This is a genomic window from Chryseobacterium sp. (genome assembly GCF_045629545.1).
Taxonomy (GTDB): domain Bacteria; phylum Bacteroidota; class Bacteroidia; order Flavobacteriales; family Weeksellaceae; genus Chryseobacterium.
Map to the genome: position 1 here is coordinate 17,751 of NZ_JAZQRK010000018.1, position 21,435 is coordinate 39,185.

The following is a 21,435-nucleotide window of genomic DNA, read 5'->3' on the forward strand; positions in this document are numbered from 1 at the left end:
TTTAGTATTTGCATTGCTTTATATATTATTTTAAACATAGCTTTCTTTTGGTGTATTGTTTAAAATTTTAAGAAAAATTAAGAAGTATAGCCAAATAAATTTTATATTTGAATTAAATAATTACAGTTTATGAAAAAAATATTGGTATCCACTGCTTTATTAGCAGGTGTTTTATCATATGCAGGAGGCTTTAGAGTTTCCTTGCAAGGGGTAAAACAGTTGGCGATGGCACATACAAGCGCACATACAGAAGATGCGAGTGTAGCTTTCTTCAATCCTGCAGGGATGTCATTCATCCCATCGAAGCTGAGTATTGTTGCTGGTGGATTTGGAGCTAGCAATAAAATTACTTTTCAAAACCTAAATACACTACAAAGTTCACAAACAGATAATCCTCTAGGGACCCCCATTTATGCAGCTATAGCATACAAACCAATAGAAAATCTATCCATCGGTTTTAGTTTTTCTACTCCTTTTGGGAGCACAATAAAATGGGCTAATGATTGGGAAGGAAAAGAAATGGTACAGAAAATGGAGCTGAAAAGTTATTATTTTCAACCTATGATTTCAGTAAAGATGGCAGATTGGTTATCATTCGGAGCAAGCTATATCTATGCAAAAGGAAAAGTAGATTGGGATAAAGCAGTAACTCAGTTTGATGGTACTATCAATATCAATGATGAAAAGGCGAGTGGACATGGATACGGTTTTGGTTTTTATTTCAGACCCGATAGTAAAGTTGATGTAAGTATTGCTTATCGTTCTCCTGTAGATATGAAAGCTAAAAACGGAACTGCGACTATCAAAGCTTCTGCACAAAATACAGTAAATGGATTGCTAGGCTTAAACGGTGCTGGGCAAGATGCCTTCACTGCTACACTTCCATTGGTGTCAGAATATACAGTAGGTCTTACTTATAAGGTGAATCCAAAATGGTTAATTTCTGCAGATTTCAACTATCATGGTTGGGAAAGATATAGCAAGCTGACTCTAGATTTTGCTAATGCACCGATAGGGAACCAAGCGGATCCTACAATATTGGTAGCTCCAAAGAAATTTAGAAATACAAAAACTTTTAGATTAGGTACACAATACGAATTTTCTCCGTCTGTTTATGGACGTTTGGGAGCTTACTATGATGAGTCTCCGTATTCTGATGATCATTTTATCCCTGAAACTCCTTCTTTTGATACGTTTGTGATCACTGGAGGATTAGGCTTTAAAGTGAACAAACAATTCGGGGTAGATGTAGCAGGTGGATATGCAATGCCGAAAAGTAGAGATGTGAAAAATGATTACTTAGGCTTCTATGGACAAGCAAAAGCTCAAGCATTCTACTTTGGTTTAGGTTTATCTTATAACCCATTTTAATTTAAAAAAATTTATGAAAAAAATTATTATATCATCGATCGCTGTATCTGCATTATTCTGTACTACAAGTTGCAATACAGAATTTGATACAGATGTGCAAGATATTGTGGTTACAAAAGGTGATGCTGATTTTAGCAAGTACATCTCTTTAGGAAACTCATTAACTTCTGGGTATAGAGATAACGCTTTGTATCAAGATGGGCAAAACGAATCTTTCCCTTCTATGTTAGCTCAACAAATGAAGCTTGCTGGAGGTGGAGAGTTTGTACAGCCAATGATGGCAGATAATAATGGGGGATTACTTTTGGGTACAACCCCTATACAAGCTACCAAATTATACATCAAATCATTTACTAATGGTGCGCCAGATATTACAAACGTTCCAGGAGCGCCTACTACTAATATTTTGAATAAACTTACAGGAACAATCAATAATATGGGAGTTCCAGGAGCTAAGTCTTTCCATCTTATTGCTCCAGGATATGGTAGTGCAGCAGGTGTAGCTGTAGGGACAGCAAACCCTTATTTTGTAAGATTTGCTACTTCTGCTACTACAACTATATTGGCTGATGCTATGGCACAAAAGCCAACTTTCTTCTCACTTTGGATTGGTAATAATGATGTGTTGTCTTATGCCACAAATGGGGGAACTAATTCTACAACAGTAGGAAATGTTACTACTTACACTGCGGCTACTGTACAAACTTCAAATGACCCTTCTACTTATAAGTCTAATGATATTTCTTCTCCAACACTTGTAGCTGGAGCTATAAAAGGAGTCTTAGATGGTCTGAAAAGTGTTGGAAGTACAAAAGGAGTAATCGCAAACATACCTTATGTAACGTCCATTCCTTATTTTACTACAGTACCTTACAATCCCTTGACGCCAACTGCTTTGGGTGCTAATCTTACTACTATTAATACAATTTTGTACGGACCATTAAAACAAGCTTTAACTGCTTTTGGTGCTGGTGATAGAATCAATTTGCTTTCTGCAACATCAGCTAATCCAGTTCTTATCAAAGATGAGTCATTACCTAATCTTAGTGCGCAACTTACTGCGGCTCTTACTCCGTCTTTAGGTGCAGCAACAGCTGCTATTTTCGGGCAGATCTATGGACAAGCAAGACAAACAACAGCAGAGGATTATATCTTACTTACAACTAAAGGGATTATTGGCACTACAGCTGTAGGAGTTCCTACCTCAATTAATATATATGGAATTTCTTATCCGTTACAAAACCAGCATGTGCTTACAAAAGCTGAAGCTACAAAAGTAAAAACTGCGGTAGATAGCTATAATGCTTCTATCAAAAGTTTAGCAGATGCTTATGGTTTGGCTTTCGTAGATGCTAATAAAAAAATGGTAGATCTTAATGCACAATCTGGTATATCATATGATGGTGTGAAATATTCTGCCAAATTCGTTACCGGTGGTACTTTCTCATTAGATGGAGTTCATCTTACGGGTAGAGGGTATGGTATTGTGGCGAACGAATTCATAAAATCTATTAATACTACCTATAAGTCTACATTACCACAGGTTGATGCTAATAAATATTCTGGAGTGAAGTTTCCATAAATAGGGGATATTAATAAAAACTATAAACCACAAGATGATTCTTGTGGTTTTTTTTTAAATTTGCAGAATCTTTTAAAAAGTAAAAATGGCAGATCAGTTAAGTTATCTATTTTCTACAAGAACAAGCAAAGACTTGTCAGAAAAAATTGCTCATTATTATGGGCAAGAACTAGGAAAAATCAACTTTCAGGAGTTTAGCGATGGAGAATTCGAACCTGTTTTAGACCAATCTGTACGAGGAGGACGTGTATTTTTAATAGGATCTACGTTCCCGCCAGCAGACAATCTTCTAGAACTTCTTCTTATGATTGATGCAGCAAAAAGAGCTTCTGCAAAAAGTATTACGGTAGTACTTCCGTATTTCGGGCTAGCAAGACAAGACAGAAAAGACAAGCCAAGAGCACCTATAGGAGCCAAATTGGTAGCAAATCTTCTTACTGCAGCAGGCGCTACAAGAATCATGACGATGGATCTGCATGCAGACCAAATTCAAGGTTTCTTCGAAATTCCAGTGGATCATCTTTATGCTTCTACAGTATTTGTAGATTACATTAGAAATCTAAATTTAGAGAATCTTACTATTGCATCACCTGATATGGGAGGTGCAAAAAGAGCAAAAAACTATGCAGGACATCTTGGTGCTGAGGTAGTAATCGCTTATAAAGAAAGAAAGAAGGCTAACGTCATAGAAGAAATGTTCCTTATTGGAGATGTGGAAGGTAAAAATGTAATCCTTATCGATGATATGATAGATACTGCAGGTACACTTTGTAAAGCTGCAGGTATATTAATGGAAAAAGGAGCAAAATCTGTAAGAGCAATGGCTACTCACGGAGTGCTTTCTGGAAAGGCTTATGAGAATATTGAGAACTCAGCTTTGTTAGAAGTTATTGTAACTGACTCTATTCCTGTGAAAACTCATTTGTCATCTAAAATAAAAGTGCTATCTTGCGCATCTTTATTTGCGGATGTTATGAAGATGGTGCACGAGCATCAATCTATTAGCAATAAGTTTATTATCTAACAGATAATGAGAAGGTTAGCGAATAAAAACAAACAAAAATTAAAATTTTTTATATAATGAAATCAATTACAATTCAAGGTACAAAAAGAGAAAACGTGGGCAAGAAGTCTACAAAAGCTTTACGTGATGCTGAATTAGTTCCTTGTGTTGTTTACGGAGGTGGTGAACTAATCAATTTCTCTGCAGAAGAGAAAGCATTCAAAGGTTTAGTTTATACTCCTGAAGCACACACGGTATCTATTGAAGTAGATGGAAAAACTATTCCAGCAGTTCTTCAAGATATTCAGTTTCATCCACTTACAGACAGAATTCTTCACGCAGATTTCTACCAATTGTCAGCTGACAAACCAGTAGTAATGGAAGTTCCTGTAAGAATTACAGGTCGTTCTAAAGGTGTTGTAGCTGGTGGTGTTTTACGTCAGTCTTTCAGAAAATTGAAAGTAAAAGCTATCCCTGCTAACTTACCAGATGAGGTTGTAGTAGATGTTACTCCACTTAAAATTGGTAACAAATTATATGTTGGAGGTCTAAAACCAGAAGGATACACTTTTGTACACCCAGACAATGCAGTTGTAGTAGCTGTTAAGATGTCTAGAAATGCAATGAAAGGTGGTGCTGCCGCTATGGATGATGAAGACGAAGAAGAAGGAGCTACTCCTGCAACAGAGGAAACTTCTGCAGAATAAGATTATTCTTACTCGATATAAAAATCCTGCTCATTCATATGAGCAGGATTTTTTTTGATAAAATCTATCATGGTATAGGGTGCGTTTCATTCATGAAAATTATCGTAAATTTGAGGTGTTCTAAATAAGAACCATTAATAATAAAAATTGAATCAATGTTTGACATTCAGGAAATAAGAAGTCAGTTTTCTATATTAAACCAAGAAGTGAACGGTAAGCCATTGGTTTACTTAGATAATGCGGCAACCTCACAAAAACCAAATTCTGTAATAGACGTTTGGACCAACTATTATAAAGAATATAACGCTAATGTGCACAGAGGAATACATACTCTAAGTCAAGTTGCGACTGAAGAAATGGAACTTTCTAGGAGAAAGATACAGAAATTCATTAATGCTAAAAATGATTTTGAAGTTATCTTTACCAAAGGAACCACGGAAGGGCTGAATCTTATTGCATATATTCTGACCAAAAAGCTTCAAAAAGATGATGAAATTATTATTTCTTATCTAGAGCATCACTCCAACATCGTTCCTTGGCAAATGCTTTGTGAAAGAACAGGAGCGAAGTTAAGAGTTATACCCATTGATGAAAACGGAATTCTTCAGTTAGATTATTTGGACTCTTACCTTAGCGAAAAAACAAAAGTGGTTTCTGTAAATCAAGTTTCTAACGCTTTGGGAGTTGTAAATCCTATTGAGGAAATTATTTCCAAAACAAGAAAAAATTCGGATGCTTATATTGTAATTGATGGTGCACAATCTTCTCCTCATTTCAAGATAGATGTGCAGGCAATGGATTGCGACTTTTTCGTGTGTTCTGGTCACAAAATGTATGCTCCCATGGGAACAGGTATTCTATATGGGAAACAAGAAGTTTTAGAGTCTTTACCGCCTTTCCATGGAGGCGGAGAAATGATTTCAGTTTGTTCTTTTGAAAAAACTACCTATGCTGGTTTGCCCTTCAAGTATGAAGCGGGTACGCCCAATGTAGGAGGAAATATAGCTTTGGGAGCAGCAGTAGATTTCATGGAGAAAATTGGTCATGAAAATTTACAAAACCACGAAAATAATTTGCTTCAATACGCTCAAAAGCAACTTCTGGAAATTGAAGGTCTTAAAATTTATGCCGAGAAAGCGCACAGAACGGGTGTTGTTTCATTCAATTTAGAAGGAGTAGGGATTTCTTCGGATGTAGGAATGATTTTGGACAAAATGGGTATTGCTGTAAGAACAGGACATCATTGCACTCAACCCATTATGGATTTCTTTAATATTGCAGGAACGGTGAGAGCGAGTTTTGCTATTTATAATACTTTAGAAGAAATAGATGCCTTGGTAGAAGGTGTGAAAAAAGCGCAGAGAATGCTGTCATAGTTTCTTTTTAAATTTAAAATAAAAAACAATCCCTTTCAGAACTACTGAAAGGGATTGTTGATTTATTTAAACCTAACAGGTTTTTAAAACCTGTTAGGTTTAGAGATACTGAAAGGGATTATTGATAGAATTAAATCTTAAATTTGATGTCTAAAATCTAGAGTCTATTAATTAAACTACAGGTTTCCAATCTACAACCGCTCTAATGAAAGCTTCGGCGTTTTCTACTGGAATATTTGGTAGAATACCGTGACCCAAGTTAGCGATGTATCTATCTTTTCCAAAACGGTTAATCATCTCTGTCACCATTTTCTTGATAGTTTCCGGAGTAGAGTGCAATCTTGAAGGATCAAAGTTTCCTTGCAAAGTCATTGTATGATTGGTTAATGTTCTTGCCAATTCTGGTTTTATTGTCCAATCCACACCCAAAGCCGAAACTTTAGACATCGTCATATCTTCCAAAGCAAACCAACATCCTTTCCCGAATACTACAACGTGCGTTAACGGGCTTAAAGCCTCAACAATTTGGTTGATATATTGCCAAGAAAATTCTTGATAGTCTGTCGGCGATAGCATTCCACCCCATGAATCGAAAACTTGTACTGCAGAAACACCTTTTTCTACTTTTCTCTTTAGATAAGCGATGGTAGTATCTGTAATTTTTTGTAACAATTGGTGTGCAGCTTCTGGTTGCAAGAAGCAGAAAGATTTTGCGATATTAAAATCCTTACTTCCTCTTCCTTCTACACAATAACAAAGAATTGTCCATGGAGAACCTGCAAAACCAATTAATGGAATATCATTATCTAATTTTAATAAAGTAAGTTCTATAGCATCAAAAACGTATCCTAAAGTATCATTTACGTCCGGAACAATTACATTTTGCACTTGCTCTGCAGTTCTGATAGGGTTATCTAGCCAAGGTCCAACATTTTCTTTCATTTTAAAATCAATCCCCATTGCTTGAGGAACTACTAAAATATCTGAAAATAATATGGCTGCATCTAAAGGAAATCTACGAATAGGCTGCATCGTGATTTCAGAAGCCAACTCTGGAGTCTGACATCTCGTGAAGAAGTCATACTTGTCGCGCAAAGCAATAAATTCAGGTAAATATCTTCCGGCCTGTCTCATCATCCAAACTGGCGGTCTTTCTACGGTTTCTCCGCGAAGTGCTTTTAAATATAGGTCGTTCTTAATCATAATTAAATTTAAATTTTTATACGAATCAACTCGAATACTGAAGCCAAAGTATTGTCTTTGGAGGTATGTATAGGGCTTGACGTATGTTTTCTTATCTCCTTTGAAGTAGTTTCACCTATAGAAAATAGGATACTTTCGTCAAAAGAATTGTATTTCGCAAAACTACGAACTCCACTTGGGCTAAAAAAAACTAAGGCATGATATTTTTCAATTATCACAGGATTTGTTGCTTCGGTGCGATAGAGTGTTACTTTTTTGTATTGAATGTTTTGTAGGGGAAGTTTTTTATCCAGCACATCTAGGGCAAGATTTCCACAAAAGTGTAAAAAGTCTTCGTTGGGACATTTTTCTATAATAAATTGGGAGAGTGTTTCTGCGTTTTTCAAAACTTTAAAAGTTCCAAAACCATTTTTCTGAAGCTCTCTTTTGGTTTTTACACCTACGCAATAGATTTTGTTGTAGTTTTTTTGCGTAAAATCCTCATTGGGAAGAAACCCGTTTTCAAAAAATGAAATTACACCTTTTGCACTGGTAAATATTAACGATTTGTTTTTTAGATCAAATGGTTCTACCTTGATATTAGATATTTTTATCACTTCCACACAATCAGCCGAAATTGCATTATCTAGTTCTTTAGATAGTATTTTTTCGTCTATTATTTTGGTGAATAAAATGCGCATCAGGGTTTTTCTTTTAAATGTAAATCAGCTACTTGAAGTCTTACTTTTTTCATGAAATCCGTTCCAGGATCTTCTTTTCCAGTGAAATACTGAGGATTGGTCTCTTTCCAAATTTTAGAATTTCTGAAATTTCCATATTCAGAATGTCCAATCAGATATTCAATATTATATTTATTCTTTAGATATCGTATCAATTGTGCGTTTGCGGCCACTTGTAGATCTGTAAGAGGTTGCTTTTTACTTCCAATATTTTCTATCCCAATGGCGCAATAGTTGAGTCCAATGGTATGTCTAGCAAATTTGTTGGGTTCCATCAGTTGGTAGATTGTTCCATCTCTATCTATAATATATTGCGATGAAACATTCAGTGTACTTTGCTTTTTTAAGGTTCCTCTAGCGGTTTCTAGATGCGTATTATTGAAGTATTTGAAATTACTTTCCACCGTTCCTGTAGCTGTATAATGCAACACAATCATTTTTGGGACGATAGTAGGAGAGGTTTGTACCAAGCCATGATGATCTTTAAGATATTCCAAACTCAAATTCACCCTCTCTTGTGTATAGCTTATTGGTTTTTGTATTATTTTAAACTCCGTCTTTTGTGCTTGAACGCCAATATTCATCCAAACAAAAAAAATAAAAATCAGCTTTTTCATGATCTGTATTATTGTTATGGATATTGATAATGTCCTGTAATGGTAAATTTGAAAAGGCAATCCTCTATTACTTGTCCTGCGCCAATATTGTGTACAATCAGATATCTTTTGCCGTCAGCCGATTTTTTATTTACGACAATGCCAATATGCGTTAGGTTTCCAGGTAAAATCCACGTTACAATATCCCCTGGCAAGTAATGGGTAGGATCTTGATCCATTGTTTTTTCTTTTCCGAACTTTGAAAAAAATACTTTTAAATTGGGTACTCTACGATGATCTATATTAGAGTCTGGTTTTTTCAAGCCCCAAATTTTTGGATATTTAGAAAAATTATTCTTCATATCCTCGTGTACTTCTTTCTGTAGATCAATCCCCAATTTTCTATAAGCTCTAATGATAACGTCCGTACAAACGCCTTTGTCTGCTGGGACATCACCATTAGGATATTTTATAGAAAAATAAGCGGGATCGTAGGTTACTCTATCTTTGGTTAAACCCAATGCTGCTTCAGATAGTTGCAATGCAAATTTGCTTTGCGATTTCCCAAGGAAAATACAAAAAAGCAATACCAATATCGAAGCGTATTTTTTCATTTTTAAATTTAAAAAGTTACAATTGAGTTTTTATCTCAGCCATCAATTCTTTGCCACCATTTTCTAAAACAACATTAGCAAATTTTTGTCCGAAATTTTCATTCTCATTATACTCGAAACTTTCGTTGGTTTCTATATAATTTTTTCCATCAAGTGAACATAGTGCTGCTTTGAAAGTAATTAGATTGTCTATTTTCTCTGCAAATGCACCAATAGGCGCTGTACATCCTCCTTCTAGCGTGCTAAGGAAATTCCTTTCCATCTCTACACAAATTTGAGTTTTTGCATGATTGATGGTTGCCAAAATATCGTTTATTTCTTTTTTATCAGAATGTCCAGCTACGCCAATGACTCCCTGAGAAGGTGCAGGAATCATGATGGGAAGCATTTCGTACTCAATCTCCATATTCATTCTTTTGATACCTGCTAACGACAAGATAGTAGCATCAAAATCTTGTTCTTCCAGTTTTTGCAATCTTGTTTGGATATTTCCACGGATATCAAAAAATTCTGTATCAGGATAGGCTTTAGACCAAAATGCTCTTCTTCTCAAGCTGCTTGTTGCCAATTTCAGTTCGTGAAGAGGTTTATCTTTAGCAGATTTTCTTCTGATCAGTACATCTTGAGGGAAATCTCTCTCTAGATAGGCAACCATTTTTATATTTTCTGGAAGGCTTGTAGGAACGTCTTTTAGAGAATGTACTGCAATATCTATCTCATCATTTAGCAGAGCTACATCTAGATCTCTTGTGAAAACTCCAGTAATCCCCATAGAATATAAGGGTTGGTTTAGGTTTTTGTCACCAGAAGATACAATAGGTACAATTTCTGTAAGATAATTGTTGTTTTGAAGTTGTCTTGCTACTTCTCTAGCTTGCCATAATGCGAGTGCCGAATTTCTTGTTCCTATTCTAATGCTTCTCATTAAATTCGTTGTTTGGTTGTTCTACTAAAATTTCGTGCATCAATTTGCTTATTTCATCTGCCTTTAAAGGATTATCGATAATAAATTTTGCAAAACGATTGGTGATTTTCTGTATCATTTTGTCAGAAAGTTCCATATCATTGATGTCTATATATTTGTTTTTTTTATAGAAATGATGCATTTCATTGCGTTCCATGTTTTTCAGAACGGCTTTGAAATGGTGGATGTTCGGAGCTAGTTTTCTCTTCTTTTCCCATTCTATAAAATCTTTGGTCATCTCTTTGATGATTTGTTCTGCCTTAGGAATTTCCTTTTCTCTTTGCTGAATGGTCTCTTGGATTTGTTTAGACAATTCGTCCACATCAATTAAAGTCACATTTTTTATCTCGTCAACTTCCTTATCTACATTATGTGGGATAGAAAGATCGATCACCAAAGTTTCTTTGTTTCCTGTGAAATGAGATTTATTGACGATAGGTTTTTTGGCACCAGTTGCTACAATGAGAATATCAGTATCACTTAGTTCCTTATCAAAATCAGCATAGTCGATATTTGGAATATTATATTTTTCCGAAATTTTAGCTGCTTTTTCTTGGGTTCTGTTGGCAATTTTTATTTTGGGTTGATACACGTGTTTTACTAAGTTTTCCACCGTATTCTGACCAATTTCTCCTACACCCAAAAGTAGAATGTTTTTATCTGCTATTCTATTTTGGTTGTTCAAGATATAATGTACAGCCGCATAAGATACTGAGGCGGCTCCGTTAGAAATTCCTGTTTCATTTTTTATTCTTTTAGAAATCTGGATTGCTGAGTTAATGGCTCTTTCTAAAAATGGATTGGAGTTTTTTCTTTCTTTTTTAAACCTTGCATAGGCTTTCTTAATTTGTCCAATAATTTCAAAATCACCAATAATTTGGCTTTCCAATCCAGCGGCTACTCTGTAGAGATGACAAAGCGCTTCTTCTTTGGTAAGAATATCTGCAAACTGGATGAAATCTGATAGATTAACACCTATGGTTTTACAATATTCTTCTGCTACAAGCAAATAATTGGATGTAGTAGTATAAATTTCGGTTCTGTTGCAGGTAGAAACCACAAAGGCATCGCCCAAATTTTCATCGTGAATTTGGGTGACAAATTTTTTGATATTTTCATCAAAAAAAGCAAATTTACCTCTTGTTTCTACGTCAGCCTTCTCGTAACTTATAGAAAGTACGGCAAAATTCGACGTTTGATGTATATTGGAATACTGTATCATAAGCAATAGCAAATTTACGATTTTTTTGTTTAGTACCTCTTTAATAATATATATGATAATTATCGTAAAAAGCTATGAGCGAATTATCTGTGATGAGAAGTTATGCATTAGTAAAAATTATTATCAATGTAGCATAAAAACACAAATTTTAATAAAATTTTAACCAAATTAAGCAAAACTAACTGTTCGTTAGTATCATTAAATTTATATCTTTGTAAACTTAAATCAACACATAATTATGAGTTTATTCGATTGGTTTACGCAAGAAATTGCGATAGATCTAGGTACTGCAAACACGCTTATCATCCATAATAACAAAATTGTTATCGATCAACCTTCAATTGTCGCAATTGAAAGATCTACCGGCAAACCAATTGCTGTAGGAGAACAAGCAAAACATATGCAGGGTAAAACCCATGAAGATATAAAAACAATTCGCCCTCTAAAAGATGGGGTAATTGCGGATTTTCATGCGTCTGAACACATGATTAAAGAATTCATAAAAAAAATTCCTGGTATTAAGGGAAGATTTATTCAGCCTGCTTTAAGAATCGTTATCTGTATTCCATCTGGTATTACAGAAGTAGAAAAAAGAGCGGTAAGAGATTCTGCTCAGAAAGTAAACGCAAAAGAAGTACGACTAATATACGAACCAATGGCTGCTGCAATAGGAGTTGGTATTGATGTTCAGAAGCCGGAAGGTAATATGATTATCGATATAGGTGGCGGTACTACAGAGATTGCAGTGGTAGCACTAGGTGGTATTGTTTGCGACAAATCTGTGAAGATTGCTGGTGATGTATTTACCAATGATATTGCTTATTTCCTAAGAACGCACCATAATTTGTATATTGGTGAAAGAACTGCTGAAAGAGTAAAAATAGAGGTTGGTTCTGCTGTTGAAGAATTAGATGTAGATATAGATGATATCCCAGTACAAGGGCGTGATTTGATTACCGGAAAACCAAAAGAAATTATGGTAGGGTACAAAGAAATTGCTCGTGCTTTGGACAAATCTATTATTAGAATTGAAGATTCTGTGATGGAAACTCTTTCTCTTACGCCTCCAGAATTGGCTGCGGATATTTACAAAACAGGTATTTACCTTGCAGGTGGTGGAGCTCTACTAAGAGGTTTGGCAGATAGACTGCACAAGAAAACAGGCCTTCCTGTATTTGTTGCTGAAGATCCTTTAAGAGCTGTTGTTAGAGGAACAGGAATTGCACTTAAGAATATGGATAAATTCAATTTCTTAATAAAATAATTTTAACTTTTTTACGACTTTATATCTGAATGGGATTTTTGCTGAGATTATTTTCTAAGAATTCACTTTTTGTATTCTTTATTTTCCTGCAAATTATTGCTCTTGTTTTGATATTTTCTAAAAACGCGATGCAAAGATCTTGGATAGCGGGCCAAACGGCTGCTTTCAACTCTTGGATGTCGGGTTATATTGACGAAGGTGTCTCTTACCTAAAGCTAAAACAGATTAACGAAGATTTAGTTTCACAAAACAAATCTCTTATGCTGGAACTTTATGGTAAACAAGGTGCTAATAATCCTATATTTAGAAAGGTACATGATACTTTGGGCGGTGGACAAATCTATACTTTTGTAGATGGAGAAATTGTTTTTAATAGTATTAATAGAAGAAACAATTACTTCACGATCAATCGTGGAAAGCGTGATGGCGTACTTCCTCAGATGGGCGTAATGGCTCCCAAAGGAATTGCTGGCATCGTTATCAATTCTACCGATAGCTATGCTTTGGTACAATCTGTATTGAGTGTGAATAGAATCCGAATCAACGCTGCACTCAAAAATTCTGGATATTTCGGTACTTTAACATGGCAAGGGGATAATTCTAGAGTAATGCACTTGTCTGATGTTCCTAAATATGTTTCCCTAAAAATTGGGGATACCATTGTTACCGACGGTAAATCCGCAATCTTCCCAAAAGGTGTAATGATTGGTACTATCGCGGGATATACGGTGGATAATAAAACTGGTTTTTGGGATATATCAGTAGAGCTGAGTGAAAAACTAGGTGCGCTAAATAAAATCTATGTTGTGAAAAACTTGAAAAAGGCAGAAGTGCAAAAAATTCAGGATACCTTGCAAGCCGTAATAAAAAAAGAAAATGATTAGTAGAACCTTATTTACCGATCTCCTGATCATGATTTTTCTTGTGGCATTACAGATTTTTGTATTGAACAGAATTACGCTATTTGGTAAATTTACGCCAGTGCTTTATCCTGTATTCGTGATGTTTTATCCTTTTTTTAGAAATAAATATCAATTTTTATTCTTAAGTTTTTTAATTGGGTTAGCGATAGATATTTTATTGTATTCAGGTGGTATTAATGCGTTTGCAACCACGCTTATAGCTTATTTTAGAACATTGATTTTTAGGTCTTCTACAGATACTTCTACAGATTTCTTTTCATTTCAGTCCCTACAATGGACTCAGTTTTTACTATTTCTATTTTCGAGTATATTCTTGCATCAGCTCTTCGTACAGTATATAGAATTTTTTAAATTCGAAAGAATTTTTGAAATTTTGCTCAATGTGTTGGTAACTAGTGTAATTTCCTTTATATTTATCATAGTATATGCTCTAATTTTTAAAATCAAACAGAAAGTTTGAACACACGTTATCTAAAAATTTTTTCCGCATTGGTCATCATTGCTACTATTTTTGTGGCAAGGCTTTCGTATTTACAGCTATTCACAGATCGTTATGCGCTGAATGCCGCAAATACGTCCATCAAAACTGAATATGTAATTCCACAGCGAGGGGTTATTTTCGATAGAAATGGAAAAATTATGGTGGGAAATCAGCCTGCTTACGAAATTTCTTTCACTCAAGCTTTGATGAAACCCGATTTTGATACGCTGGCTTTTTGTAATTTAATGAAAATCAGTAAAAGCGATTTCATTACTAAAATCAATAAACTTAAAACAGAAAAATATTACTCCAAACTCACTCCAATGACATTTATAAAGGATTTGAGTAGGGAAGAGATTGCAAGAGTTCAAGAAATTATATTCAAATACCCTGCATTTAGTATTGTACAAAGACCTCAACGTCAATATGAAGTTTCTACATCCGGTAATCTTTTAGGCTATACTAGTGAGGTTAATGATCGAGAAATCAAAAAAGATTCTACTTATTATCTACCAGGTGATCTTATCGGAAAAACGGGAGTAGAAAAGTCCTACGAAAAGGAACTTAGAGGCATAAAGGGAATCAAATATATTCAAAAAGATATAAAGCTTAGAAATGTAGGTCCATATAAAAATGGAACTTTAGATAGAGATGTTGTAACGGGTAAAGATATTACTCTTACGATAGACTATGATCTTCAACGTATGGCAGAAGAAATGCTTGTGAATAAACATGGTGCAGTAGTAGCTATAGATCCTAATAATGGCGAAGTTTTGGTAGCTGCTACAGGGCCAGATATCGATCCTAATCTTTTTACAGGCCCTAACAAATCTAAAAACTTATACGCACTTTCTAAAGATACCATCTACGAAAATAAACCTACCTTCGATAGATCACTACAAGCGGGCTATCCTCCAGGTTCTACCTTCAAATTGCTTACAGCGCTAGCTGCAATGCAAATGGGTGTGATGGATGAGAAAACCATTTTCCCGTGTGGAGGAGGTTTTTATTATAAAGGGAAAAGAATAAAAGGACATGGTGGAGCAGATCCACTGATACCGTCTATTCAAGTATCTAGTAACTGTTTCTTTACTTATGCTTTCATCGCAATTATTAAAAAATATCCAGGAAATCCTTCTAAAGGTGTAGACGAATGGAAAAAAATAATGAGTAGCTTCGGTGTTGGAGAATTCTTGAATAACGATTTTGCAGTAGGTGCAAAGGGAAGAATTCCATCTGGAGATTTCTACGAAAGAAGATTTAAAGCAATTATCAAAGCAAATGGTTCTACAAAAAGTGATTATAAAAATTGGGACGAAATGTCTACGGGTGCTATCTATAATGGGATGGGGCAAGGTGATGTGATGTTGACTCCTTTGCAAATGGCCAATTTTGTATCAGCAATTGCAAATAGAGGTTGGTATTATACGCCTCACATAGTAAAAGCAATTGATGGTAAACCTAATCCTGATCCAAGATTTAAAGTTAGACATCAAACTTTAGTTGATCCTAAACATTTTGGACCTGTATTGAAGGGGATGGAAGCCGTTGTCCTAAATGGAACTGCACGAGGGTTAAAATCTAGCGATTTCACACAACTGGCAAAAACAGGCACTGCACAAGTACCACAAGGGAAGGATAATTCTATTTTTGTGTTGATTGCGCCTGCCGACAAACCCAAAATTGTAGTAGTTGCCGTGATGGAACATGCTGGATTTGGAGCCACTTGGGCAGGACCAGCATGTACACTAATTGCAGAGAAATATATTACTGGAGAGCTGAAGAGAGAAAGTCTTTATAAAAAAATGATTACTTCAAGCTTTATGCCAGAGTACCAAAGACAATGGGTTGCAGATCTGAAGAGAAAAGGGTTATATAAAGAACCAAAACCCGATTCTATTAGGTTAAAAAAAATACAAGATAGTCTGAACACTATTAAAAAAGCAAAAGAAAAACTGAAAAATTCCGTAAAAGTACAAACGCCAAAACCTAAGAAACCATGAAGTGGACAGAAGGAATAGATAGATTGGGTCTGGGATTGTATTTCGTGTTATGTGTTTTTGCAATAGCCAATATTTACAGTGTGGACGAAGGATTGGGAAAGAAGCAGTTGATTTTTTTCGGAATTTCTTTATTTGTTGGCTTAATAATATTTTTTAGTAGAAGCAAATTTTTTGAGAATATGTCTGCTATCATCTATATTGGTGGTATTTTATTGTTAGTAGGATTGTTTCCTTTCGGTACTGAGATTCTCGGACAAAAAAACTGGTACAAGTTTGGAGGCTTTACTATGCAACCAGTAGAATTTGCAAAAATTGGAGTTTCTTTAATGCTTGCTAATTACGTCTCTGGACCAGATTTTAATCTTAAATATAGAAAGTCACTTCTCACCACTTTAGCTATCGTTGGAGTTCCTGCCATTGTAGTTTTGGCAATACCAGATGTGGGTTCGTTACTGGTTTTTACAGCGTATATGATCGCATTATACAGAGAAGGTCTCAGCGGATGGGTTTTCGGAGTTGGCTTTTTGTTGGCTTCAGTATTTTTAATTTCTTTAGCCATCAATCCTCTTTACGTGGTCATCGCAATTATTGTAATAGCCGCCTTTCTGATTTTTAAAAACTACAGAAGAATGACTTGGGATATTATTACTTTTTCTAGTATTTCAGGTTCTATACTTTTACTATGCGGCTTAGCTTTTGGTACTCCATTTTTATTGGAAAAACTTCCTAAGCACCAACGAGAAAGGATAGAAGTACTCTATAAAGGAGAAAAAGCATTTAGAGATACTTCAGGATATAACTTATTGTATTCTAAAACTGCAATAGGATCTGGAGGTGTATTTGGCAAAGGATACCGTGAAGGCTCTGTAACACAAGGAAAATTTGTGCCAGAACAAGAGACCGATTATATTTTTTGTACTGTCGGAGAAGAATGGGGATTTGTAGGAAGTTCGCTTTTGGTAATTTGCTATATGGTTTTCATAGGTAGAATATACTATCTTGCCGAAGAACAGAAATCCACTTTTAATAGGGTGTTTGGTCTTAGTTTTGCCTCGATATTACTTATGCACTTTACGATCAATATTGGGATGGTAATGGGACTATTTCCTACGGTTGGGATTCCATTGCCTTATTTTAGTTATGGGGGAAGTTCGCTATTGGCATTTTCTATGATGACTTTTATTTTCTTTAAACTCAATTATGCTGATAAAAATAGCTTAGTATAATTAAAAATTTTAAAGCATTTGTAAATTTCCGAAACTTTCTACGAGAAGTTTTTAAGATTTATATCTACATATGTAAAGCTACATATTCTTTTAATTATAATTAATAATGACAAACTCCCTTTATATCTTAGACGAAAATTACCAAAATACAGATTTCTCCAAAGTCATTTTGCTAAAAGGTGAATACGAGAATTGCAGTTTTCAAAATTGTAATTTTGAGTATGTAGATTTATCTGAAATAAAATTTACAGATTGTGATTTTGTAGAATGTAATCTAAGTATGTCAAAATTGGCTGGTACGGCTTTTAGAAATGCTGTTTTTAACGGTTGCAAGATGATTGGGTTATCTTTTTCAGAATGCAATGAATTTGGTTTGACATTTAGGTTTTCAGATTGCACGCTTAATAATGCTTCTTTTTATAAAACCATTTTAAAGAAAACCTATTTTACCAATTCAAAACTAATAGAAGTAGATTTTACATCATGCGATCTTTCTAATTCTGTTGTTACCAACTGCGATTTATCGGGAGCGATATTCGAAAATACAATTTTAGAAAAAGTAGACCTTAGAGAATCTTATAACTATACCATCAATCCTGAGATTAATAGGCTAAAGAAAACGAAATTTTCACTTTCTTCCGTGGAAGGGCTCTTGCGTAAGTATTCTATAGAAATTGACAAAAATAGCTAGCTTATGCTATCATTCTATAAAAAAAAGAATAGCCATCAAAATTTTGATGGCTATTCTTTTATATAAATCAATTATTTAAGCTTAAAAATTTTTAGCAAGATTATCGGTGTTACCTACAACTTCGCCGTTTTCGTTGATTACTCTTTTTGCAAACCTGAATTTTGGTCCCCAATAAGAATCATTTAATGATGAGATAGAGACACCTTTAGAAGTTGCCGAGTGGATAAATCTTACTTCACCATCTTCAGTTACTTCTTCCACAATAGCAACGTGAGATATTCTTTTACCGTGAGAGAAGAAAATTAAATCTCCTTTCTGAAGATCTTCTTTTGCTACTCTATCTCCCTCCTGAGCTTGTGATGCAGCTACTCTTGGTAAAGAAAGACCTGCTGCAGCGCCAAAAACAGAAAGTACAAAAGCAGAACAGTCTATTCCGTTTCTAGTAGTCCCTCCATATCTGTAAGGAGTTCCTAGGTACGTTTGTGCTTCTGTAAGGATGTTGTCTATTGTTTTGTTGTATTTAATCGCATTTGCGATTTTAGTATTTTTTAAAGAATTTTTTGCGTTTGCTTCTGCCACTGCTTTTTCAGATACGAAAGAGTTGATTAATAAGTTTTTATCTTTCTCAATTTTTGTATCGATGCTTGCAAGTTTGGCATCTATTTTGTATTCTTTAGTGTACGTTGCCGGTTTAGAAACTACATAATTTGTAACGCATGATTGAAGTGATATTGTAGATACAAATGCAACTAAATATACCAAAACTCTTTTCTTCATATTTTTATTTATCCGGGTTAAACTGGAGTATTTATTTCTCTAAAGCCTTACAAAAGTAGAGATTTCAAGGAGAAGGGCATGAGTATGATAATTATCAGTTTCTTTATTTAACAAATTTTAACATCTTCTGGGCTTATGTTAATGAAAAATATGGCATTATATAGCAATTTTTGCCATAACTCATCTTATTTTATTAAGGTTTATTAACATTTTTCTTATTTTGTCAATTGTTATAGGGTTTTATATCTACTTTATAACCGTATATTTACTATTAATATTTCATAAAAAAAGCTCCCCAAAAAATGAGGAACTTGCTTTCTAGATAAGATTTTCTATTATTTTGTGAATAATAGCTCTCTGTATTTAGTCATTGGCCACAATTCGTCATCTACCATCATTTCTAGATCATCTGATGCATTACGGATAACATCAAATAACGGAATCACTTTTGTGCAATATTGCTCAGCCTGACTTTGACTATCTGGATTAGATTTTGCTGCCTCTCTTGCTATAATAAGTTGTTCTACACCCAATTTAATGGTAGAAACATTTTCAGAAATATGAGTAATCAAACTCATTTGTTCTTTTGCTAATCTTCTGAATTCTTTATCTTCGAAGATATCTTTCAGCCCTTTTACGTTCTCAATCAATCTGTTTTGATATTTCAATGCAGAAGGAATGATATGGTTTCTAGCAATATCACTCAATACTCTAGCTTCAATATCAATTACAGTAGAATATTTTTCTAGTTTGATTTCATTTCTTGCCTCAACTTCTCTATGAGTAAAAATTCCTACCTCTTCATATAAATCTACAAACTTTTGGTCCATCTCTTGTTTTAGAGCTTCTGGAGTCGTTTTAAGGTTATTCAAGCCTCTTTTTTCAGCTTCTATGGCCCAATCATCAGAATATCCATCACCTTCAAACATAATGTTTTTACATTGTTTGATGTATTCTCTTAGTACATTAAAGATGGCTTCGTCTTTCTTCAATCCAGATTCGATAAGAGTATCTACTTCCTTTTTGAAATCGTTAAGCTGTTTTGCAGCAATCGTGTTCATTACCGTCATAGATTCTGCACAGTTTGCAGACGAACCTACTGCTCTGATTTCGAATTTGTTTCCTGTGAAGGCAAATGGAGAAGTTCTGTTTCTGTCAGTATTATCCAACAAGATTTCAGGTATTTTACCAACAACATTTAGTTTAAGGTCAGTTTTCTCATCTGGAGAAAGCTTTCCTTCGGTTACTTTTTCTAGCTCTTCAAGAACTCTAAATAATTGACTTCCGATAAATACAGAAATAATTGCCGGCGGCGCTTCGTTTGCTCCCAATCTGTGATCATTACTGGCAGAAGCAATACTTGCTCTTAGAAGATCTGCATACTCGTGTACTGCTTTAATGGCATTCACAAAAAATGTAAGGAACTGTAAGTTTTTCTTAGGGTTTTTTCCTGGGCTTAGTAAGTTTTCCCCTGTATCTGTAGCAAGAGACCAGTTGTTGTGTTTCCCAGATCCGTTAACGCCTGCGAATGGTTTTTCGTGAAATAAAATGTGGAAATGGTGTCTGTGTGCAATTCTTGCCATTACATCCATCAACAATGAGTTGTGGTCTACAGCAACGTTTACTTCCTCAAACATGGGTGCTAGCTCAAATTGGTTGGGTGCAACCTCATTGTGTCTTGTAGTAACAGGAATTCCCAATTTCATACATTCTATTTCCAACTCTTTCATGAAATTCATTACTCTTGTTGGGATAGAACCGAAATAATGGTCATCCAATTGTTGTCCTTTTGCTGGAGAATGTCCTAATAATGTTTTCCCAGTAAGTACTAAGTCTGGACGAGATTGGTATAAAGCAGAATCTACCAAGAAATATTCTTGTTCCCATCCTAAGGTAGGCGTTACTTTGGTTACGTTTTTATCAAAATATTGCATTACGCTTGTAGCAGCTTCGTCCACCGCATTCAATGCTCTTAGTAATGGTGCTTTATAATCTAAAGTTTCTCCTGTATAAGAGATAAAAATAGAAGGGATACATAATGTAGTACCCATGATGAAAGCAGGAGATGTAGGATCCCAAGCTGTATATCCTCTAGCTTCGAATGTATTTCTGATTCCACCATTGGGGAAAGAAGAAGCATCTGGCTCTTGCTGAATTAATAAATTTCCACTGAATCTTTCAATCGCTCTACCACCTTCTATAGGAGTGAAAAACGAATCGTGTTTTTCTGCAGTAGTACCTGTAAGAGGCTGAAACCAGTGCGTGTAATGGGTAACACCTTTGCTCATTGCCCAATCTTTCATAGCTACTGCTACCTGATCTGCAATTAATCTTTGGATTTTAGTTCCTTTTTTAATTGCATCCATAATAGATTGGAATGCTTCTTTTGTTAAATATTCTCTCATTGTATTTTCTGAGAATACATTAGAACAAAATAATTCTGACAATTTAGCAGGAATTTCTACTGAATTATCTTTTCTAAAATCCTTAAATGGTAAGGTTTCTAAAGCTTTGAATCTTAAAGTTGACATATTGGTGTGTAATTTATGGGGCAAATTTACAAAAAAATCGATTATAAAAGCTTTTAACCCTAAAATTTATAGGGGTAAATTGATTTATTATTAAATTTTACAAAAAAATAGTCTCAGGTATTATAAACGAAATGTGAATGGAAGATTCAGCGAATTAAAGTTGTTGTAAAATAAATATGGCT

19 protein-coding genes are annotated in these 21,435 nt (G+C 34.7%); 11 read left to right on the plus strand and 8 right to left on the minus strand.

Annotation, left to right across the window (positions count from 1 at the left end; all coding sequences use genetic code 11):
* Window positions 1–129: 129 nt before the first annotated feature.
* The 5 genes from ACKI42_RS04280 to ACKI42_RS04300 all read left to right on the plus strand — a co-directional run bounded on the left by ACKI42_RS04280 (window position 130) and on the right by ACKI42_RS04300 (window position 6,039).
* Complete coding sequence (locus ACKI42_RS04280) at window positions 130–1,371, plus strand: OmpP1/FadL family transporter (RefSeq protein WP_407402799.1); 1,242 nt, start codon at window positions 130–132, stop codon at window positions 1,369–1,371.
* Between the two features lie 13 nt (window positions 1,372–1,384).
* A complete protein-coding gene (locus ACKI42_RS04285) occupies window positions 1,385–2,953 on the plus strand; it encodes a G-D-S-L family lipolytic protein (RefSeq protein ID WP_407402801.1) in 1,569 nt (522 codons plus the stop codon).
* Between the two features lie 85 nt (window positions 2,954–3,038).
* Window positions 3,039–3,977, plus strand: a complete 939-nt coding sequence (locus ACKI42_RS04290) for a ribose-phosphate pyrophosphokinase (protein WP_407402803.1) — start codon at window positions 3,039–3,041, stop codon at window positions 3,975–3,977.
* Between the two features lie 56 nt (window positions 3,978–4,033).
* Window positions 4,034–4,663 carry a 50S ribosomal protein L25/general stress protein Ctc gene (locus ACKI42_RS04295; RefSeq protein WP_407402805.1) on the plus strand — a complete coding sequence of 210 codons (630 nt, stop codon included), beginning with the start codon at window positions 4,034–4,036 and terminating at the stop codon, window positions 4,661–4,663.
* A 155-nt stretch (window positions 4,664–4,818) separates the two neighbouring features.
* Entirely contained in the window at window positions 4,819–6,039 is a 1,221-nt protein-coding gene (locus ACKI42_RS04300) for an aminotransferase class V-fold PLP-dependent enzyme (protein ID WP_407402807.1), read from the plus strand.
* A 171-nt stretch (window positions 6,040–6,210) separates the two neighbouring features.
* On the opposite strand, the gene hemE is transcribed toward ACKI42_RS04300, so the two are convergent.
* From hemE to hemA, 6 genes are read right to left on the minus strand one after another with little or no spacing between them, the layout of a single operon-like run.
* Window positions 6,211–7,242: a uroporphyrinogen decarboxylase gene (gene hemE / locus ACKI42_RS04305; protein ID WP_407402809.1), complete on the minus strand. Its 1,032-nt coding sequence runs from the start codon at window positions 7,240–7,242 to the stop codon at window positions 6,211–6,213.
* Window positions 7,243–7,250: 8 nt separating this feature from the next.
* Window positions 7,251–7,922 (minus strand): uroporphyrinogen-III synthase, encoded by a 672-nt coding sequence (locus tag ACKI42_RS04310; RefSeq protein WP_407402811.1) that lies wholly within the window; start codon window positions 7,920–7,922, stop codon window positions 7,251–7,253.
* Window positions 7,922–8,578, minus strand: a complete 657-nt coding sequence (locus ACKI42_RS04315) for a peptidoglycan recognition family protein (protein WP_407402813.1) — start codon at window positions 8,576–8,578, stop codon at window positions 7,922–7,924. The genes ACKI42_RS04310 and ACKI42_RS04315 overlap by 1 nt, the downstream gene beginning before the upstream one ends.
* Before the next feature lie 14 nt (window positions 8,579–8,592).
* A complete protein-coding gene (locus tag ACKI42_RS04320) occupies window positions 8,593–9,171 on the minus strand; it encodes a DUF1287 domain-containing protein (protein ID WP_407402815.1) in 579 nt (192 codons plus the stop codon).
* Between the two features lie 16 nt (window positions 9,172–9,187).
* Window positions 9,188–10,096, minus strand: coding sequence for a hydroxymethylbilane synthase (hemC, locus tag ACKI42_RS04325; RefSeq protein ID WP_407402817.1), 909 nt, complete (start codon window positions 10,094–10,096; stop codon window positions 9,188–9,190).
* Window positions 10,083–11,357: a glutamyl-tRNA reductase gene (gene hemA / locus ACKI42_RS04330; protein WP_407402819.1), complete on the minus strand. Its 1,275-nt coding sequence runs from the start codon at window positions 11,355–11,357 to the stop codon at window positions 10,083–10,085. Before hemA ends, hemC begins: the two co-directional genes overlap by 14 nt.
* Window positions 11,358–11,595: 238 nt before the next feature.
* Here hemA and ACKI42_RS04335 point away from each other — a divergent pair, with 238 nt between their 5' ends.
* From ACKI42_RS04335 to ACKI42_RS04360, 6 genes are all read left to right on the plus strand, one after another.
* Window positions 11,596–12,621, plus strand: a complete 1,026-nt coding sequence (locus ACKI42_RS04335; RefSeq protein WP_407402821.1) for a rod shape-determining protein — start codon at window positions 11,596–11,598, stop codon at window positions 12,619–12,621.
* Window positions 12,622–12,650: 29 nt separating this feature from the next.
* On the plus strand, window positions 12,651–13,505 hold the full coding sequence (gene mreC / locus ACKI42_RS04340; RefSeq protein ID WP_407402823.1) for a rod shape-determining protein MreC: 855 nt from the start codon (window positions 12,651–12,653) through the stop codon (window positions 13,503–13,505).
* The gene (gene mreD / locus ACKI42_RS04345) at window positions 13,498–14,004 is read left to right on the plus strand and encodes a rod shape-determining protein MreD (protein WP_407402825.1); all 507 of its coding nucleotides are present in this window, start codon (window positions 13,498–13,500) and stop codon (window positions 14,002–14,004) included. Before mreC ends, mreD begins: the two co-directional genes overlap by 8 nt.
* Window positions 14,001–16,028 (plus strand): peptidoglycan D,D-transpeptidase FtsI family protein, encoded by a 2,028-nt coding sequence (locus ACKI42_RS04350; protein ID WP_407402827.1) that lies wholly within the window; start codon window positions 14,001–14,003, stop codon window positions 16,026–16,028. Before mreD ends, ACKI42_RS04350 begins: the two co-directional genes overlap by 4 nt.
* Window positions 16,025–17,254 (plus strand): rod shape-determining protein RodA, encoded by a 1,230-nt coding sequence (gene rodA, locus ACKI42_RS04355; protein WP_407402829.1) that lies wholly within the window; start codon window positions 16,025–16,027, stop codon window positions 17,252–17,254. Before ACKI42_RS04350 ends, rodA begins: the two co-directional genes overlap by 4 nt.
* A gap of 106 nt (window positions 17,255–17,360) precedes the next feature.
* On the plus strand, window positions 17,361–17,945 hold the full coding sequence (locus ACKI42_RS04360) for a pentapeptide repeat-containing protein (RefSeq protein WP_407402831.1): 585 nt from the start codon (window positions 17,361–17,363) through the stop codon (window positions 17,943–17,945).
* A gap of 81 nt (window positions 17,946–18,026) precedes the next feature.
* Here the strand turns inward: ACKI42_RS04360 and ACKI42_RS04365 are convergent, their stop codons facing one another.
* Both ACKI42_RS04365 and ACKI42_RS04370 read right to left on the minus strand, forming a co-directional pair.
* Window positions 18,027–18,722 (minus strand): C40 family peptidase, encoded by a 696-nt coding sequence (locus ACKI42_RS04365; protein ID WP_407402833.1) that lies wholly within the window; start codon window positions 18,720–18,722, stop codon window positions 18,027–18,029.
* Window positions 18,723–19,057: 335 nt separating this feature from the next.
* Window positions 19,058–21,253 carry a glutamine synthetase III gene (locus tag ACKI42_RS04370; protein ID WP_407402835.1) on the minus strand — a complete coding sequence of 732 codons (2,196 nt, stop codon included), beginning with the start codon at window positions 21,251–21,253 and terminating at the stop codon, window positions 19,058–19,060.
* Window positions 21,254–21,435: the final 182 nt, after the last annotated feature.

Coding starts and splice junctions, on each gene's coding strand:
- ACKI42_RS04370 (WP_407402835.1), bottom strand. CDS start 21,253: ATGTCAACTTTAAGATTCAAAGCTTTAGAAACCTTACCATTTAAGGAT.
- ACKI42_RS04315 (WP_407402813.1), bottom strand. CDS start 8,578: ATGAAAAAGCTGATTTTTATTTTTTTTGTTTGGATGAATATTGGCGTT.
- ACKI42_RS04280 (WP_407402799.1), top strand. CDS start 130: ATGAAAAAAATATTGGTATCCACTGCTTTATTAGCAGGTGTTTTATCA.
- ACKI42_RS04335 (WP_407402821.1), top strand. CDS start 11,596: ATGAGTTTATTCGATTGGTTTACGCAAGAAATTGCGATAGATCTAGGT.
- ACKI42_RS04285 (WP_407402801.1), top strand. CDS start 1,385: ATGAAAAAAATTATTATATCATCGATCGCTGTATCTGCATTATTCTGT.
- rodA (WP_407402829.1), top strand. CDS start 16,025: ATGAAGTGGACAGAAGGAATAGATAGATTGGGTCTGGGATTGTATTTC.
- hemC (WP_407402817.1), bottom strand. CDS start 10,096: ATGAGAAGCATTAGAATAGGAACAAGAAATTCGGCACTCGCATTATGG.
- ACKI42_RS04295 (WP_407402805.1), top strand. CDS start 4,034: ATGAAATCAATTACAATTCAAGGTACAAAAAGAGAAAACGTGGGCAAG.
- mreD (WP_407402825.1), top strand. CDS start 13,498: ATGATTAGTAGAACCTTATTTACCGATCTCCTGATCATGATTTTTCTT.
- ACKI42_RS04290 (WP_407402803.1), top strand. CDS start 3,039: ATGGCAGATCAGTTAAGTTATCTATTTTCTACAAGAACAAGCAAAGAC.
- mreC (WP_407402823.1), top strand. CDS start 12,651: ATGGGATTTTTGCTGAGATTATTTTCTAAGAATTCACTTTTTGTATTC.
- ACKI42_RS04360 (WP_407402831.1), top strand. CDS start 17,361: ATGACAAACTCCCTTTATATCTTAGACGAAAATTACCAAAATACAGAT.
- hemE (WP_407402809.1), bottom strand. CDS start 7,242: ATGATTAAGAACGACCTATATTTAAAAGCACTTCGCGGAGAAACCGTA.
- ACKI42_RS04310 (WP_407402811.1), bottom strand. CDS start 7,922: ATGCGCATTTTATTCACCAAAATAATAGACGAAAAAATACTATCTAAA.
- ACKI42_RS04320 (WP_407402815.1), bottom strand. CDS start 9,171: ATGAAAAAATACGCTTCGATATTGGTATTGCTTTTTTGTATTTTCCTT.
- hemA (WP_407402819.1), bottom strand. CDS start 11,357: ATGATACAGTATTCCAATATACATCAAACGTCGAATTTTGCCGTACTT.
- ACKI42_RS04300 (WP_407402807.1), top strand. CDS start 4,819: ATGTTTGACATTCAGGAAATAAGAAGTCAGTTTTCTATATTAAACCAA.
- ACKI42_RS04365 (WP_407402833.1), bottom strand. CDS start 18,722: ATGAAGAAAAGAGTTTTGGTATATTTAGTTGCATTTGTATCTACAATA.